This window comes from Flexivirga oryzae, from assembly GCF_014190805.1.
Classification (GTDB): Bacteria; Actinomycetota; Actinomycetes; order Actinomycetales; family Dermatophilaceae; genus Flexivirga; species Flexivirga oryzae.
On the sequence record NZ_JACHVQ010000001.1, the window covers coordinates 766,700 to 781,990 of the forward strand.

Consider the following 15,291-nt stretch of genomic DNA (forward strand, 5'->3'; position numbering starts at 1 on the left):
CCCTTTGCGGGGAGGTTGTCAGTGCAGTGGTGCGCCGGTCTTGTTGCGGACTTCGTCTTCGGTGACGTCGGGTGCGGTTTCGACCAGGTGTAGGCCGTCTGGGGTGATGTCGATGACGGCGAGGTCGGTGATGATGCGTTGGACGACTTTTTGCCCGGTCAGGGGCAGGGTGCAGTGGGTGAGGATTTTGGGGGAGCCGTCTTTGGCGGTGTGTTCCATCAGGACGATGACTTTCTTGGCGCCGTGGACCAGGTCCATGGCGCCGCCCATGCCTTTGATCATTTTGCCGGGGATGGTCCAGTTGGCGATGTCGCCGGTGGTGGAGACTTGCATGGCGCCCAGGATCGCGGCGTCGATCTTGCCGCCGCGGATCATCCCGAAACTCATCGCGGAGTGGAAGATCGAGGCGCCGGGGCGCAGGGTGACGGTTTCCTTGCCGGCGTTGATCAGGTCGGCGTCGACCTGATCGGGGGTGGGGTAGGCGCCGAACCCGAGCAGCCCGTTCTCGGACTGCAGGACGAGTTCGACGTCGTCGGGTACGTAGGTGGGTACCAGGGTGGGTAGGCCGATGCCGAGGTTGACGTAGTCGCCGTCGTGTAGTTCCTGGGCGGCGCGGGCGGCCATCTCGTTGCGGGTGCGTGCCATCAGTTTGCCTGCCTGGTGGTGGTCTTCTCGATGCGTTTGTCGGCTGCTTGCTGGGGTGTCAGGGGTAGGACGCGGTGTACGTAGATGCCGGGCAAGTGGACGTCGTCGGGGTCGATCTGGCCGGGTTCGACCAGTTCTTCGACCTCGGCGATGCTGATCTTTCCGGACATGGCGCACAAGGGGTTGAAGTTGCGGGCGGACTTGTGGAAGACCAGGTTGCCGTGTCGGTCGCCTGTGGCGGCGCGGACCAGCCCGTAGTCGGCCACGATCGATTCCTCCAGCACGTAGGGTTTGCTGGTGCCGGTGAGGGTGAAGTCGCGGGTCTCCTTGGCCGGCGAGGCGATCAGCACCGTGCCGTCCGCGGCGTACTGCCAGGGCATGCCGCCGTCGGCGATCTGGGTGCCGACTCCGGTGGCGGTGTAGAAGGCGGGTATGCCGGCGCCGCCGGCGCGTAGCTTCTCGGCGAGGGTGCCCTGCGGGGTCAGTTCGACTTCGAGTTCGCCGTGCAGGTACTGGCGGGCGAATTCCTTGTTCTCCCCGACGTAGGAGGCGATGATGCGGCGGATCCGTTTGTCGGCCAACAAGATCCCCAACCCCCAGTCATCGACGCCGCAGTTGTTCGAGATCACCTCCAGATCGGTGACGCCGGTGTCGTGCAGTGCCTGGATCAGCACACTGGGGATACCACACAAGCCGAACCCACCCACCGCAAGAGATGCGCCAGACGGGATGTCGGCCACGGCCTCAGCTGCCGAAGAAACGACTTTGTCCATGTGACGGAGGTTACAAGACGACCTCGACCGCTTCGGATGCCCTCTTTTCGGGACCGATCTCGCCCTCGAAGTTGCGCATCACGACCACCGAACAGCCGTGCCCCATCAGCGCAGCGGCCCATTCCGGCGCACGCTGGGCGGCGGTCACCCCGAGCAGAACCCGGCTGCCCGCGGGGAGGTCACCCGGCAGCTCGGGGGCGGCATACTCGGCCGGCCCGACGGGCGGCGGCATCGCGTCCGAGAACGCCTGCAGCGGGCTCGGCGCGAGCGCTGCCGCGGGCTCGACCAGGTCGGCCGATCCGGAGCCGCCCTCCAGCGTCACCGCGGCGTCGGCGTCGGACTCGGTGGTGACCACGAGCCCTCGGGTCCACCCGGCGAGCGACCAGTAGATCGCCCGCCAATGGTCCGCCGGGATCGTCAGGCTCAACCGGTCGCCCGGGGACAACGCCATCTCCTGGTCGAGCCAGTTCGCTGCTTTGGCAACCCATTTGGCAAGCGTCTTGCCCGAGAGGTCGACTCGCTCGCCGGTCCCGCCGTCGTACCAGGTGAGTCGCGGGCGGGTCAGGTCGCCGGCCAGAAGTGCCGTGCGGAGGTCATCGGAGTTCACCGGACCAGCCTAGGTCGACGCCCTCGGTCGTCCGATCAATGACCCGGGTCGCTCGATCCAGGCGAGGGACCGGCAATGACGGATGCTGGACGGGTGACCTGCTCCGAACAGACGCGCACGACCCCGCCGCTCGCGACCGACACCGCACCGACCCCGCGACCGGCGATCACCGCGCTGGCCCTCGCGGGCGGTACGGCGGTGCTGGTGGGGTCGGAGTTCGTCCCCGCCGGCGTGCTGCCGTTGCTCGCCCACGACCTGCACGTCAGCGAGGGGCGCGCGGGGCTGGCAGTCGCTGCGACGGCGTTGGCCGGTGCGGTCACGGCACCGACGATTGCCTCGGTGCTGCCACGGGTGGACCGCCGCCGGGTGCTGCTCGGGCTGATGGTCCTGGCGCTGATCTCGAACGCACTGGTCGCGGTCGCACCCACGCTGGGGGTGCTGCTGGTGGGCCGGATGCTGCTCGGGGTGGCGGTCGCCGGCTACTGGACGTTCACCTTCGGCGTGGGGCTGGCCGTCACGGGCCGCCCGGCCCTCGTCTCCACCGCGATGTCGCTGGGCACGAGCGTCGCGACCATCGTCGGTGTGCCGCTGGCCTCGACACTCGGCGACCGGATCGGGTGGCGCGCGGTCTTCGGTGGTCTCATCGTCGCGACGACCGCCTCGGGCCTGGCGCTGGCCCGCGTGATCCCCTCCGTTCCGGCGCATCCCGGGGCCGGGCCGGAGATGATGCGCCAGGTGCTGGGGAACCCGCGACTGCTCGCCGGAGCCGCGATGGTCACCCTGGTGGCGTTCGGCAACTTCGCGGCGTACCCGTACATCCGGGTCGCGTTGCACTCGGTGACGCCCTCCGCTGTCGCGGTGCTGCTCCTGCTGTGGGGGATCGGCGGCCTGATCGGGAACCTCGCCGGGGGCTGGTTGTCGTCCCGCCTGCAGCTCGGAGTGGTGCTCGCCCCGGTGATCCTTGCTGCGGGGCTCATCGTGATGACCGCACACCCCAACGCCGTGGTGGTGGCCGGTGCCGTCCTGGCGTGGGGTGTCGGCTTCAACATGGTGCCGGTCACCACCCAACTGTGGGTGTCGCGGATCGAGCCACGGCGGGTCGAGTCAGCGGTCGCGCTGCAGGTGACCGCCTTCCAGGTCGCGATCACGATCGGCGCCGTCGTCGGCGGAGCGATCGTCGATCACCGGGATGTCTGGACCGCGATGGCCGTCGGTGCGGTGGCGGCCGCGATCGCCGCGGCCGGGTTCGGCGCCATCCGGCTGGTGCCACGTGCCGACTGACGCCACCGACCGGGAGTGGTGCCCGTCTCGGCACGGAACGCCCGGACGAACGCCTCGGCGGAGCCGTAACCGGAGCGCCAGGCGATCGTCCCGATCGCGGCGTCGGACCCGGAGAGTTCGTCCATGGCGCGTCGAACCCGCAGGCGGCGCAACAGCTGCATCGGCGCGAGACCGGTGGCCCGGCGGAACCGGTCGACCAGGGTGGTCGTGCCGACGTGCGACCGTGCGGCGAGCTCGCACAGCGTCCACTTGTGCACCGGGTCCGCGGCCATCGCAACCGCCGCCGCCCGCACGAGCGGGTCGATCGAGGTCGACGGCAGGTGCTCGTCCGCGGCCCGCTCGCCCTCGGCCAGCATCGCCGATCCCACCAGCTCGCCGTAGGCGCGCATGACCGTCGGCCGCTCGATCTTCAGCTCGCCGTGCACGGGACACGCGGCCAGCAACGCGACGACGCCGCTCTGCTTGGCGGCGAACCCCCGGACGACGATCAGGTCAGGGGCGTTGTTGCCTCGTGCCTGCAACTCCGCGACGAGCAGCTGGGAGTCGGAGACGGCGCGGACCCGGTGCAGCAGCGCGTGATGCAGATAGACGGCGTCGCCACGGCCGAGGAGCAGCGCTTCGTCCCGGCCGAGGCTGACCGAGCCGTCGCGCACCAGCAACCACAGGGAGGAACGGGTCGGTTGCAGCGCTTCGCCTGCGGCGAGGCCGGTCTCGCACGAGCGGTCGACCCGCCAGGTCGGTTGGGTGCGGTCCATGCAGGTACAAGGCGTACGGCGGGGCAGCGCATTCCCGGCGACGGCTCCGGCACGTGCCGTCCGATCCGGCATCTCCCCGCGATCGTCACCACCGCCGGTTAGAGTCGAGGGGTGAAGGTTCACTCGTCGGCCGCCCGCATCTCCGGATCTCCCGCAGTGCAGCGTGTGGTCGGACGTGCCCGCCAGGCCGCCCGCGACACCGCCGCCAAACTGCCCCGCCCGGCGGAGCAGAAGGTTTCGCTCAAGGCCGCCGATTTCAGCGGTGTGCGCACGACGGGGCTCCTGCTGGACGGTGACGAGGCCCGTCTGGCGCGCAAGGCCGCCAGGCGGCTCGGCCTCGCCCGGACCTTGGACGACACGAGCGCGTGGGCAGCCTTCGGCGCGCTCGCGGCACTGCTGCGCATCGTCGACGACGGCAGACGCAGGTCCGTGGTGGTCGACACGGCGGGTCCGCGGTCGGTCTTCACCCGGTGGGCCACCAAAGTGGGCTTCGCACCGCTCGCGGTCGACGTGATGCGTCCCGAGGTCGTGGGTTCGGCGATCGACCCCGGATCGGTCGATCTGGTGGTCCGGTTGCACCCGCACTCCAGCGACCCGACGACGGTCGACGAGGACCTGGCGCGCGGCACCGCCGCCTTGCGGCGCGGCGGCCTGATCATCGTCTCGCTGCGCCTCGGACCCCGCGACGCCGGCGGCGTCGCGGTCGCCGACCTGCGCTCGCTGATCGCCCGCGCCGACGAGCAGGGCCTCTCGCTCGTCGGTGACCTCGCACTCGAAGAAGGGCGCCAGGCCAACGCCGTGGCCTCGGCGGAGACCGGCAACTTCGGGCTCGCGCTGCTGGCCTTCCGACGTCGGTGACGGCGCCGCTCACGGCAGATTTCGCACCGGGCCGTCCGGTGCCGCTCGCCGCCATCCTCGCCACCTTCCGGCGCGGGTCCGGTGACCCCACCTTCCGCGCCGAGTCCGGAGTCGTATGGCGGGCCGCCCGCACCCCGGACGGCACGGTGACACTTCGGCTGCACCGGGAGCCGGCGGCGCAGGGCGACCGGGTCGTCGCGCAGGCGTGGGGGCCGGGAGCGCGATGGACGCTGGACCGGCTGCCCGAGCTGCTCGGGGCGGCCGACGACACCGCGTCGTTCCGGGTCCGTCACGACGTGCTGCACCCGATCGCCGCAGCCGAGAAGCACTGGAGGATCGCTCGATCCGGTCTGGTCCTCGATGCACTGATCCCGGCGATCATCGAGCAGCGCGTGACCGGCAAGCAGGCCTTCGGCGGCTATCGCCGGCTGGTGCGTCGATTCGGCGCACCAGCGCCCGGACCGGTCGCACCGCTGCGGCTGATGGTGCCGCCGGACGCAGCGGGCTGGCGACGCATCCCGTCCTGGGAGTGGTTGCACGCCGGTGTCGACGCACGGCGGGCCGACACGGCCCAGCGGGCGTTGCAGGTGGCGCCCCGCCTCGAGGAATGCGCCACCCTGCCACGCGAAACTGCCTGGAAACGCTTGCGGTCCGTGCCGGGAGTCGGCGTCTGGACGGCCGCGGAGACCATGCAGCGTGCCGCGGGCGACGCGGATGCGGTCAGCTTCGGTGACTTTCACGTCGCGAAGGACATCGGGCACGCGCTGCTCGGGGCTCCGGTCGGCGACGAGGGACTTGCGGAGCTGCTGCGGCCCTACGGCGGTCATCGATACCGGGTCCAGTACCTCGTCATGGCCGGCCGGCTGGGTGCGCCCCGTCGGGGCCCGCGGCTCGCCATACCGACTCATCTGCCGGGCTGACGTCGCAGGCTGCGGCAGAGGGCCAGTGACGCTCCGGCCAGCAGGACCAGGCCGGCCAGCACCGCGAGGTGCACACCGTGGACGTAGGACGAGCGCGCAGCCGACAACACCTGCTGTGCCAGCGAATCCGGCAGACCGGCTGCGACTCCCACGGCCTGAGCCAGTGACCCGCCCGCCGGGCCGTGGGCCACGGCTGCCGGAAGGGTGTCGGCCGCCTGCGCCCGGTATCCGGCCGCCGCGATGCTGCCCAGCAGCGCGATGCCGAGGGCGCCGCCGAGCTCGCTCGCGGCCTCGGAGACCGACGCTCCGCGACCGGCCTGCCCTTCGTCGACGCTCGACAGGACGAGCTCACTGGCCAGCGTCATCGTCACGACGAGTCCGGCCGCGAGCACTCCGGCGCCGATGAGAGCCCTCCACAGCGACGACGTGCCGACCGTCGCCAGGATGCCGAAACCGCACGCACCCGCACCGAGGCCGAGCGCCGCTGCGAGCGGCTTGCCCAGGCGCACACCCAGCGGTGCGGCGAACGGCGCCACGGCGCCGACGCACACCGTCGGCGCGATGCTCCAGAGCGCGGCAGCGAGCGGGTCGTAACCGAGCACCAGCTGCAGGTAGGCCGTGAACAGGACGGCGTTGCCGACCAGCGCGAACGAGCAGACGGTGTTGCCCAGCAGGGCCGCGCAGTAGCTCCGGTTGCGCAGCAGCGTCGGCGGCACCATCGGGTGGGCGTCGCGGAACTGCCGGTGCGCGAACGCGACCAGGACGGCGCCGCCGATCGCGATCGCGACGGCCCAACGCAGCTCGAAACCGTCTGCCGCCCACTGCTTGATGCCGTAAATGGTGCACAGCACACCGGTGAGCGAGAGTGCCGAGCTCGGCAGGTCCAATGGCTGCTCGCGTCGCTCGCCGCGGGGGAGCAGGATCGGTCCGAGGACGAGCAGGAGAGCCATGGCCGGGAGGTTGATCAGGAAGACTGACCCCCACCAGAAGTGTTGCAGCAGAACGCCGCTCAGTACCGGGCCGAGTGCGATGCCGCCGGTCATGATGCCGGTCCACGCGCCGATCGCCTGGCCGCGCTGACGCTCGTCGGGGAAGAGCGACCGCAGCATCGACAGGGTGGACGGCATCAGGGTGGCACCGGCGACCCCGAGGATGCCGCGGGCGACGATCAGGTGCGCGGCACTTCCGGCGTATGCCGCGAGCAGCGAGGTCGCCGAGAAGCACGCTGCACCGACCAACAACAGCCGCCGCGGCCCGATGCGGTCCGCGACCGCGCCCATCGTGATGAGCATGCCGGCCAGCACGAAGCCGTAGACGTCGAAGATCCACAGCTGCTGGGTGCTGGACGCGTGCAGATCACGGCTGATCTCCGGCGCCGCGAAGTAGAGGACGGACACGTCCATCGAGACCAGCAGCAGCGGCAGCGCCAGCACGGTGAACGCCACCCACTCCCTGCGCCCGGCCCGTGGTGGTGCGAGTTCGGTCATGGTCATCGCCACTCCAAATGTGTACGTAGCAAACTGTTTATGTCAGATACAGAATATAGGTCATTACTGTGTACGATGTAAAGAGTTAATTGCCGGGAGCATCGGAGGCGACGTGGACGAGTCGGGTTTGAGTTGCGGTATGCGCGCGCTCTGGGGGGTGGACGACAAACCCCGCCGTGGCCCGAAGCCATCGGTGACCATTCGTGAGATCGTAACAGTCGCAACGGAACTCGCCGATGAGAGTGGGCTCGACGCGGTGACCATGGCGGCAGTGGCGAAGCGCCTGCAGTTGACCACGATGGCGCTCTATCGGCACGTCGACTCCCGTCAGGACCTGGTCGCGGTCGCCGGAGACACGGCGCTCGGCCTTCCTCCGCAGCGGTCCCGGCGCAGCGGCTGGCGGCGACAGGTCAATGAGTGGGCACGTGCCGAGTTCGCACGCCTGCGGGCACACCCCTGGGTCCTGGACATCATCCTGGAAGGCCCGCCCACCGGACCGAACACGATCGCGTGGATGGACAGCGGCATGCAGGCGATCGGCAGCACCGGGCTCGACCCGCAATCGGCGGCGTCCGCGCTCCTCGTCGTGGACGGTTTCGTCCGGAGCATGGTCACCCAGGCCCGTCAGTACGGCGACGGCACCGGCTGGGCCCACGCGCTCGCGTCGGTCGTCGACCCCGGCGAATTCCCTGCCGTGTCGGCCGCGCTGTCGGCCGGCACGTTCGAGGACGACGACGAGAGCTTCCCGAGCGAGCAGGACATCGACTTCGGCCTCGGGCTGATCCTGGACGGCATCGACCGGCTGGTCACCGCACCGGCGCGCCGATGAGGATCACTGCGAGATGGTCACCGTGACGTCGTGGTCGTGCCGCGCGGCGACCCACTCGGCGCGCTCACCGGCCAGGGCGGCCTCCAGGCGGGCCCATACGCGACCGAGCGCAACGGGGTCCGCACTGCGCAGGCGGACGGCGAGTGACGATTCGGTCGGCCCGTTCAGCTCCGCCTCGACCTGATCGCCGGCGGCGAGCGCAACGCGCAACGCGCGAGCAGCGCGCTCGCGCAACGGTTCCGGCGTGGTCGACTCGATGCCGACCCGGGCCGAAACGGCGCTTCCCGGTGGCACGCCGAGCGCAGCACGGACCGCCTCCGCGCGCCCCAGGCCGAACCAGTCCGTCGGACCGGTGCGCACCAGCACGCCCGCCCCCGGCCCGTCGTCGGCGGTCACGAAACCGGCGAGGCCGGACACCACGGCGACAGGCACCCGATCGACCTTGCCCTTGACCAGATCGGCGGCCGCGGCGACCTCGTCGGCGATGTTGCGGATCGTGACCGCGAGATCGCGGCCGGCGGTGTCGGGCAGGCCCCGCAGGTCGTCGATCGGGCGAAGACCCGCGGCGCCGAGCGCGAAGTCGGTGAGCCCGGCACGCCACGCGCGGCCGGACGTGTCGGACAGTACGACCGCGAAGTCGACCGGACGGCCGAGCAGCTTCGCCACCTCGTGCCGCAGACGTGCGGCCACGGCATCGGCGTCGTCGGGCAGCAGCAGGAGCCGGTCGTCGCCGGAGTTGGAGGCGTCGATGCCCGCGCCGGCCATGACCGGTCCCGCCGTCGCATGCACGACACGGGTCACGCCGCCCTCCGTCGCTCGCTCGGCGACCACCGAACGGGACTGCTGCAGCACGAGATCCGCGCGGTCGACCCCTGGCTCGGCATACAGCCCGAGCCATTTGGAGACCACCTTGCTGGTGACCACGAGGATGTCACCGGGCAGGAGCGTCGGGACGACGCCGTCGCGTGGATCGGCCGACGGCCGGAGCAGTCCGGCAAGGAGGGCGGGCAGGTCGGTCTCCGGCGTGACCTCGGTCGCGACTGCGAGCGGTCGGATCGAGATCATCGACGCAGGGACAGGCCGAGTTCGACCGCCTCGGAGGCCATCTCGGCGGCCGCCTCGATGTCCGTCATCAGCAGCGGGATCGCGCGCACGCTGAGGTCGCTGTCTGCCATCGCCGCCTCGTCGGCCTTGTCGACCAGCCAACCGTCGAGGAAGTCGGCGTAGAGGCCGGCGACGCCGTCGGGCGTGACCGGCACGCCGATGGCCGACAGGCATGCGTCGGCGTGCCCACGCACGGGGGCGCCCCCGACGAGTGGGCTCACGCCGACCACCGGTGCCGTGGTGCCGCGCATCGCATCCCGCACCCCCGGCACCGAGAGGATGATGCCGATCGAGACGACCGGATTGCTGGGCGGCAGCAGGACGAGGTCCGCGGTGCGGATCGCGTCGAGCACCCCGGGCGCCGCAGCAGCCTGGTTCAGCCCCGCGACCACGAAACGCTTCGCGGGCAGTGCCGCCTGATGCTGGACCCACCACTGCTGGAAGTGGATGGCGCGCTCGGAGTCTCCCTCGTCGATCACCACGTGCGTCTCGACGGGCGCGTCGGTCATCGGCAGCAGCGTGACACCGCGCCCGGGCAGGCCCCAGCGCTCCGCGAGGCGCGCGATGACGGCGCTGAGCGTCATACCCTGACCGAGCCACTGGCTGCGCGCGATATGGGTGCCGAAGTCGCGGTCGCCGAGGCCGAACCACTGCGGCTGGGCGCCGTATGCCGCGAGCTCCGACTGGACGACGAACGTCTCGTCCGCCCGGCCCCAGCCCTGGCCTTCGTGCACGCCACCGCCCAGGGTGTAGAGCAACGTGTCGAGGTCCGGGCACACGCGCAGGCCGAAGAGGGTGATGTCGTCGCCGGTGTTCCCGATCACGGTCAGCGAGTGCGGGCCGTCACTTCGAGCCGACAGGTGATGAAGGAGACCGCGGAGGAATCGGGCGCCGCCGACACCCCCGGCGAGTGCGGTGATGCGCATCGCACCATCGTCGCACGTCGGGTCTTCCGGCCCGAATCGGCTTCCGCCGGGACGAAAAGCCTTGTCGGACGCGAAAGTCTGCGAACGGTAGCTAGCAGGTTCCGGGCTTGACGTATCGGAATGACACGCGTGTAATTAAGCCCATCAGGTCCGGCGGATGAGGAGGAGGAGCCGTGCAGGAGTTCACACTTTTGACCCTCTTGCACGAGGGGCTCGAGCAGGAAGAAGACGAGACAGCGCTTTCGTGGCAGGAGCGCGCACTGTGCGCGCAGACCGACCCGGAGGCGTTCTTCCCGGAAAAGGGTGGTTCCACCCGAGAGGCCAAGAAGGTCTGCATCGGATGCGAAGTCAAGGCCGAGTGCCTCGAGTACGCCCTCGCTCACGACGAACGCTTCGGCATCTGGGGCGGTCTGTCCGAGCGTGAGCGTCGCAAGTTGAAGAAGCGGGCGGTCTGACCACGACAGACGCCCGGCCCACCCGGCACGCAGCCGAGCTGACCAGTGCCGGGTTCTTGGCGACCGATGAAGAGGCCACCGATTTCACGGTCACCGCGCTTCTCGTCGTCCAGCACGGTGACCACCCACGTCTCACGGACACGCTCGAATCGCTGGTGGCCGCCACCCGGCACCCCGAGCGGCTCGTCGTCATCGATGCCACACCGGACCGTGATCTGCCGGCGTTGCTCGCCGACCACCCCGCGATCGGCTCCGCGGACTGGGCGGTCTCGGTGGTCACCGTCCCGCCCGGGACGCCGTTCGCCGAGATCGTCGACACCGCGGTCACGGCACTGCCGCCCCCCGGTGAGAACGCCGTGGTGGCGTTGCGGCCCCGTCGCAGGGCGCGCAAACGCCCGGTTCGACCTCGCGACCGGGACGAGTGGCTCTGGCTGCTGCACGAGGACACCGCACCGGCGCCGGACGCGCTCGACGGGCTGGTCACCATCGTGTCGGCCAGCGACCGCATCGGCATCGCCGGTTGCAAGGTCCTGGACCGCGACGACCCGACCCGATTGGTCAACGTCGGCATCGACCTGACCCGCGCCGGTCGCCACGTCGGCGACCGGATGCAGGGCGAGCCCGACCAGGGCCAGCACGACGACCGGCGTGACGTGCTGGCCGTCAGCAGTGCCGGGATGCTGATCCGGCGTGACGTCTATCTCAGCCTCGGCGGCTTCGATCCCGCCTTCGACGGCGACGGCGACGGGCTGGATGTCTCGTGGCGTGCCCACCTGATCGGCCGGCAGGTGATCGTCGTCCCGGCGGCACGGGCGCACCAGGACCTGGTCGGCAAGGACAGTGACGTCGATCGTCCGGCGCCACGCACCCTGCGCCGGCACCGGCAGGTCGCTCTCGCGCGCTGCTCGCTGCTCGCCCTGCCCTTCATGGCACTGTGGATCCTGCTCAGTTGCACCGTCCTCGGCGTCGTCCTGTTGTTGTTGAAGCGGCCGCGCCGGTCCCTCGCCGAGTTCGCCCAGGCCACAGCACCGTTCGGTCTCATCCGAATCCTCGGCGCACGGTGGCGGTTCGTCGGGCGTGCGTCGACCCGACGCCGCAACCTGCGTGGCATCTTCGTGCCGTGGCGCGGCGCTGTCGAACACGCCGTGGCCACCGTCGGTGACGCGATCACACCGGAGCCGACCCGTCGGGACATCCCGGCCACCGAACCGGTCGAGACCGGACCGGTCGCGGACGATGCCGAGTCCATGCCGGTCGGGCCCGGTCGGGGCGGTGTGCTGCGCAATCCGGGCCTGTGGGTCGTCCTGGCGCTCCTCGCCGCGGCCGGGGCGTGCTGGCGCGATCTGATCACCGGGGGCGCGCTGCGCGGCACCGGCAACGGCCTGACCGGCGGAGCGCTGCAACCCTTCACCACCGACGCCACCGGGGTATGGCGGATGTGGCGCGACGCCTGGACGGGACCCGGGCTGGGGCAGCCCGGATCGGCCACGCCATACCTGGTGCTGCTGGCGCCGTTGGCCTGGCTGACGCAACAGCTTCCGGGTGTCAACGGGTCGGCCTCGGGAGCGGCCGTCGTGACCTGGCTGCTGGTGCTGGCCATGCCGCTGTCCGGGCTGGTGGCCTACCGCGCCGGACGGATCGCGACCCACGCGCGGTGGCCGCGAGCCGCCGCCGCCCTCGCCTGGGCGAGCCTGCCGACCCTGACCACTGCCGTCGCGGCCGGCCGGCTGGGTCCGGTCGTCGCGCACATCGTCTTCCCGTTCGCGCTCGCCGGCGCGTTCGAGGTCGGACGCCGCCGGGCGAGCACCCCGGTCACCTGCGGGACGGTGCTCGCCGCAGCCGTGGTGGGTGCGTTCGCCCCGCCGCTGCTGGTCGTGACCTCCCTCGTCGGCGTCGTCATCGCGCTGATCGGGCCCGGCTGGGCGCGGTTGCGGGGCCTCGCCGTCGCCGTGCTGCCCTGGGCGCTCCTCGGCTGGTGGACCCGTGCGCTGTTCACCGACTGGCGGCCCCTGCTGGCCGGCCCGGGCGGCCTCGACACGGTCCACGCCACACCGCCCTGGCAGTTGGTGTTGTTGCATCCGGGCGGCCCCGGCTCCTACGCCGTGCTCGCCGGCGTCCCGGTGCTGGCGCTCGGCATCGCCGGGCTGGTGAGGAACGGGTTCGGGAAGGCGTCGACCGGGCTCGCGCTGCTCGGGCTGCTGGGTCTGGCCGCGGCGCTCGGCGCCGGCCACGTGCACCTGGTGCAGTGGTCCGACGGCCCGCGCACACCGTGGAGCGGGCTCGGCCTCGATGTCTTCGCGGCCGCGCTGATCGGCGCCGCGTTGGTCGGGTTGCGCGGCGTGCTCGCCGAGCGGCCGGGTCGCGCACCGGTCCTCGAGCGTCGCCTTGCCGTCGGCGTCACGACCGCGGCCACCCTGGTGTTCGCCGCGATCACGGCCCTGGCCGCGTGGCAGGCGACACCCACCGGGACCGTGCACCCGGCACCGGCCGCTGCGTCGAGCGTCGTCACCGAGCAACTCACCGGTCCCACCGCCGTGCGCTACCTGCGGCTGACGATCGCGGACTCCGGCACCATCACCTACACGCTGGTCGGCCGGGAGACCGGTCTTCCGGCCACCGGGCTCACGCAACCGGTGCCCGGCGGCGGTGCCCCGACCGCACGGGTGACCGAGACCCTGCTGCAGGCGGACCGGGCCGACGAGGCAGCCGCGGCGTTGCGGTCGCTCGGGGTCGGGTTCGTCGTCATCGACGGTCCGGGTGATCGTTCCGCCATCACGGCGACGCTGCGCCAGGTCGCCGGCCTCACCCAGATCTCCGCCGCGGCACGTGCGGGCGTATGGCGGGTCGCCCCCGCCACAACCCAGGACGGCGCCACCGTCGTCGCGAGCAGCCGGGTCTGGCTGGAGCACGACGGCGCCCCGATCGCCCAGGTCCCGTCGACCACCGCACATGCACGCACCGTCACCCGCCTCCCTGCAGGCGTGCAGGGCCGCCAGTTGGTGATCTCCGAAGGTGTCGGGTGGCGCGACCACGGGCGGGTCACGGTCGACGGGCACCGGGTCAGCGCGGTCGTCCGCGACGGTTCGTTGACCTACCCGATGCCTGCGGCGGGCGGCCGGCTGGTGATCGATCCCGGTCTGCAGCACCCCCACGTCGTGCTCGGCCAGGGAGCGCTCGCAGCGCTGCTGCTCTTCCTCGCCATACCCTTCGGGAACCGACGGTCGCGGAGGACGCTGTGAAACGGTGGGGGATCGTGCGCGCCGGCGTCGCGGTCGTCGCCGGCGCCGGGTTGGTGTGGGGCGCCACCGAGGCCACCGGCACTGCCGACACCACCCGGCACTCGGACGTTCGGACCGCGTCCGTCGACACGACCTCCGACCGGGTGACCGAGCTGTCGTTGACGTGCACCGGTGCCGATCTCGACGGCACGGTCGCGACCGCCTCGGTTCCGCAGAGCTGGGCGCCCACGGTGCCGGCCGGCGGGACGGTGCGGGTGGCGGGCTCGGCCTCCGGCGACCTCACGCTGCAGCACGGCGCCGCCACCGACGCGAAGCTGCCGTCGTCGGTGGCCGGCCGGGTCATCGCCACCGGCGGCCTGGCCACCGGGCTGGTCGCCGGTCAGCTCCAGGTCGACACGCGGACCGCGTCGCGGGGACTCACCGTGAGCAACTGTGCGACGCCGGCACGTTCGGGCTGGTTCTTCGGCGGCGGCACGGAGAAGGGTCGTGTCGCGCGGCTGACCCTGGTCAACCCGGCGGCGACACCGACGACCGTGGACGCTGCGGTGATCGGTTCCGGTGGGGTGGACAAGACGGCGAGCGTCGACGGCACGGTGCTGGCGCCGGGCGAGCGCAAAGTGCTGACCCTGGGCGACTTCGGCCCGGACCTCGCGGCCGCCGTCGTGCACGTCACTGCCTCCGGTGCCGGGGTCGCCGCATCGCTCACCGACGTCTGGATGACCGGGGAGACCCCGGTGGGGGAGAGCACCTCCTCCGACGCCGTGTCCCCTGCGCAGGATGTGGTGATCCCCGGGGTGAAGGCCACCGACGCGGCACCCAGCGTCCGCCTGGCCGTGCCCGGAAGCGACCAGGCCATCGTCCGGGTCCGGGCCATCAGCACCTCCGGCGCGGTCGTCGCCGACCAGGTCACCACGGTTTCGGGCGGTGCCTCCACAGTCGTCGGCCTGCATGGGCTTGCCGCGGGCAGCTACGCGGTCCGGGTGACCGCCGACGTGCCGGTCGTCGCGGCGGTGATGAGCCGCACCGGGACGTCCGGCACGACCGACCTGAGCTGGGCGACGGCGGCTCCCGACCTCACGGAGCCGGCGGGAGTTGCCCTTCCGGCCGGTGTCCCCGCGGGTTCGGCACAGCTCATGCTGGCGGCGACCCGCAAGGGCACGGCGCAGGTCGTCACCGTCGCGGCGTCCGGGGACAGTACCACCAAAACGGTTGCGGTTCCGGCAGATCACCCCGTCGCGGTGCCGGTCGGGGACGCGCGGGCGGTGTGGGTGCGCCCGATCGGCAAGGTCTCCGTGCACGCCGCGGTCACTGTGACCGGACACGACTCCTCCGGCGCCTTCCTCGCCACCGTGCCGGTGCAGCCGGTGACGCTGCACCAGGCGACCTCCCGGCTGGTCCCCGCCCGCGGGTGA

The 15,291-nt window shown here is 71.6% G+C and carries 14 protein-coding genes; 7 read left to right on the forward strand and 7 right to left on the reverse strand.

Annotation, left to right across the window (positions count from 1 at the left end; all coding sequences use genetic code 11):
• Positions 1-18 precede the first annotated feature (18 nt).
• From FHU39_RS03435 to FHU39_RS03445, 3 genes are read right to left on the reverse strand one after another with little or no spacing between them, the layout of a single operon-like run.
• Positions 19-645, reverse strand: a complete 627-nt coding sequence (locus FHU39_RS03435; RefSeq protein WP_183318990.1) for a CoA transferase subunit B — start codon at positions 643-645, stop codon at positions 19-21.
• Positions 645-1,418: a CoA transferase subunit A gene (locus tag FHU39_RS03440; RefSeq protein ID WP_183318992.1), complete on the reverse strand. Its 774-nt coding sequence runs from the start codon at positions 1,416-1,418 to the stop codon at positions 645-647. Before FHU39_RS03440 ends, FHU39_RS03435 begins: the two co-directional genes overlap by 1 nt.
• 10 nt (positions 1,419-1,428) lie before the next feature.
• Positions 1,429-2,025: a TIGR03089 family protein gene (locus tag FHU39_RS03445; RefSeq protein ID WP_183318993.1), complete on the reverse strand. Its 597-nt coding sequence runs from the start codon at positions 2,023-2,025 to the stop codon at positions 1,429-1,431.
• A gap of 75 nt (positions 2,026-2,100) precedes the next feature.
• Between FHU39_RS03445 and FHU39_RS03450 the strand changes: the two genes are divergently transcribed.
• Positions 2,101-3,306, forward strand: coding sequence for an MFS transporter (locus FHU39_RS03450; protein ID WP_183318995.1), 1,206 nt, complete (start codon positions 2,101-2,103; stop codon positions 3,304-3,306).
• On the opposite strand, the gene FHU39_RS03455 is transcribed toward FHU39_RS03450, so the two are convergent.
• Complete coding sequence (locus FHU39_RS03455; RefSeq protein ID WP_183318998.1) at positions 3,207-4,061, reverse strand: helix-turn-helix domain-containing protein; 855 nt, start codon at positions 4,059-4,061, stop codon at positions 3,207-3,209. The genes FHU39_RS03450 and FHU39_RS03455 overlap by 100 nt on opposite strands.
• A 111-nt stretch (positions 4,062-4,172) precedes the next feature.
• Between FHU39_RS03455 and FHU39_RS03460 the strand changes: the two genes are divergently transcribed.
• Complete coding sequence (locus FHU39_RS03460; protein ID WP_183319000.1) at positions 4,173-4,919, forward strand: hypothetical protein; 747 nt, start codon at positions 4,173-4,175, stop codon at positions 4,917-4,919.
• The gene (locus FHU39_RS03465) at positions 4,916-5,839 is read left to right on the forward strand and encodes a DNA glycosylase family protein (protein WP_221185112.1); all 924 of its coding nucleotides are present in this window, start codon (positions 4,916-4,918) and stop codon (positions 5,837-5,839) included. Before FHU39_RS03460 ends, FHU39_RS03465 begins: the two co-directional genes overlap by 4 nt.
• Here FHU39_RS03465 and FHU39_RS03470 read toward each other — a convergent pair.
• Complete coding sequence (locus tag FHU39_RS03470; protein WP_221185113.1) at positions 5,824-7,332, reverse strand: MFS transporter; 1,509 nt, start codon at positions 7,330-7,332, stop codon at positions 5,824-5,826. The two genes, FHU39_RS03465 and FHU39_RS03470, sit on opposite strands and share 16 nt — an antisense overlap.
• Positions 7,333-7,465: 133 nt before the next feature.
• On the opposite strand from FHU39_RS03470, the gene FHU39_RS03475 reads away from it, so the two are divergent.
• Positions 7,466-8,155: a TetR/AcrR family transcriptional regulator gene (locus FHU39_RS03475; protein ID WP_183319002.1), complete on the forward strand. Its 690-nt coding sequence runs from the start codon at positions 7,466-7,468 to the stop codon at positions 8,153-8,155.
• Between the two features lie 3 nt (positions 8,156-8,158).
• Here FHU39_RS03475 and FHU39_RS03480 read toward each other — a convergent pair whose 3' ends face one another.
• Complete coding sequence (locus FHU39_RS03480; protein WP_183319004.1) at positions 8,159-9,220, reverse strand: coenzyme F420-0:L-glutamate ligase; 1,062 nt, start codon at positions 9,218-9,220, stop codon at positions 8,159-8,161.
• Positions 9,217-10,185, reverse strand: coding sequence for a 2-phospho-L-lactate transferase (cofD, locus tag FHU39_RS03485; RefSeq protein WP_183319007.1), 969 nt, complete (start codon positions 10,183-10,185; stop codon positions 9,217-9,219). Before cofD ends, FHU39_RS03480 begins: the two co-directional genes overlap by 4 nt.
• Before the next feature lie 173 nt (positions 10,186-10,358).
• On the opposite strand from cofD, the gene FHU39_RS03490 reads away from it, so the two are divergent.
• Genes FHU39_RS03490 through FHU39_RS03500 form a run of 3 tightly spaced genes read left to right on the forward strand, consistent with a single transcriptional unit; the run spans position 10,359 to position 15,291 of the window.
• Positions 10,359-10,640, forward strand: a complete 282-nt coding sequence (locus tag FHU39_RS03490) for a WhiB family transcriptional regulator (protein ID WP_425484755.1) — start codon at positions 10,359-10,361, stop codon at positions 10,638-10,640.
• 56 nt (positions 10,641-10,696) lie between these two features.
• Positions 10,697-13,879 carry a glycosyltransferase gene (locus FHU39_RS03495; RefSeq protein WP_183319009.1) on the forward strand — a complete coding sequence of 1,061 codons (3,183 nt, stop codon included), beginning with the start codon at positions 10,697-10,699 and terminating at the stop codon, positions 13,877-13,879.
• The gene (locus tag FHU39_RS03500; protein ID WP_183319011.1) at positions 13,876-15,291 is read left to right on the forward strand and encodes a DUF5719 family protein; all 1,416 of its coding nucleotides are present in this window, start codon (positions 13,876-13,878) and stop codon (positions 15,289-15,291) included. The genes FHU39_RS03495 and FHU39_RS03500 overlap by 4 nt, the downstream gene beginning before the upstream one ends.

Bases quoted from the DNA above. Each gene is read 5' to 3' on its own strand.
- FHU39_RS03475 (WP_183319002.1), top strand. From the start codon at position 7,466: ATGCGCGCGCTCTGGGGGGTGGACGACAAACCCCGCCGTGGCCCGAAG.
- FHU39_RS03450 (WP_183318995.1), top strand. From the start codon at position 2,101: ATGACGGATGCTGGACGGGTGACCTGCTCCGAACAGACGCGCACGACC.
- FHU39_RS03455 (WP_183318998.1), bottom strand. From the start codon at position 4,061: ATGGACCGCACCCAACCGACCTGGCGGGTCGACCGCTCGTGCGAGACC.
- FHU39_RS03480 (WP_183319004.1), bottom strand. From the start codon at position 9,220: ATGATCTCGATCCGACCGCTCGCAGTCGCGACCGAGGTCACGCCGGAG.
- cofD (WP_183319007.1), bottom strand. From the start codon at position 10,185: ATGCGCATCACCGCACTCGCCGGGGGTGTCGGCGGCGCCCGATTCCTC.
- FHU39_RS03470 (WP_221185113.1), bottom strand. From the start codon at position 7,332: ATGACCATGACCGAACTCGCACCACCACGGGCCGGGCGCAGGGAGTGG.
- FHU39_RS03435 (WP_183318990.1), bottom strand. From the start codon at position 645: ATGGCACGCACCCGCAACGAGATGGCCGCCCGCGCCGCCCAGGAACTA.
- FHU39_RS03440 (WP_183318992.1), bottom strand. From the start codon at position 1,418: ATGGACAAAGTCGTTTCTTCGGCAGCTGAGGCCGTGGCCGACATCCCG.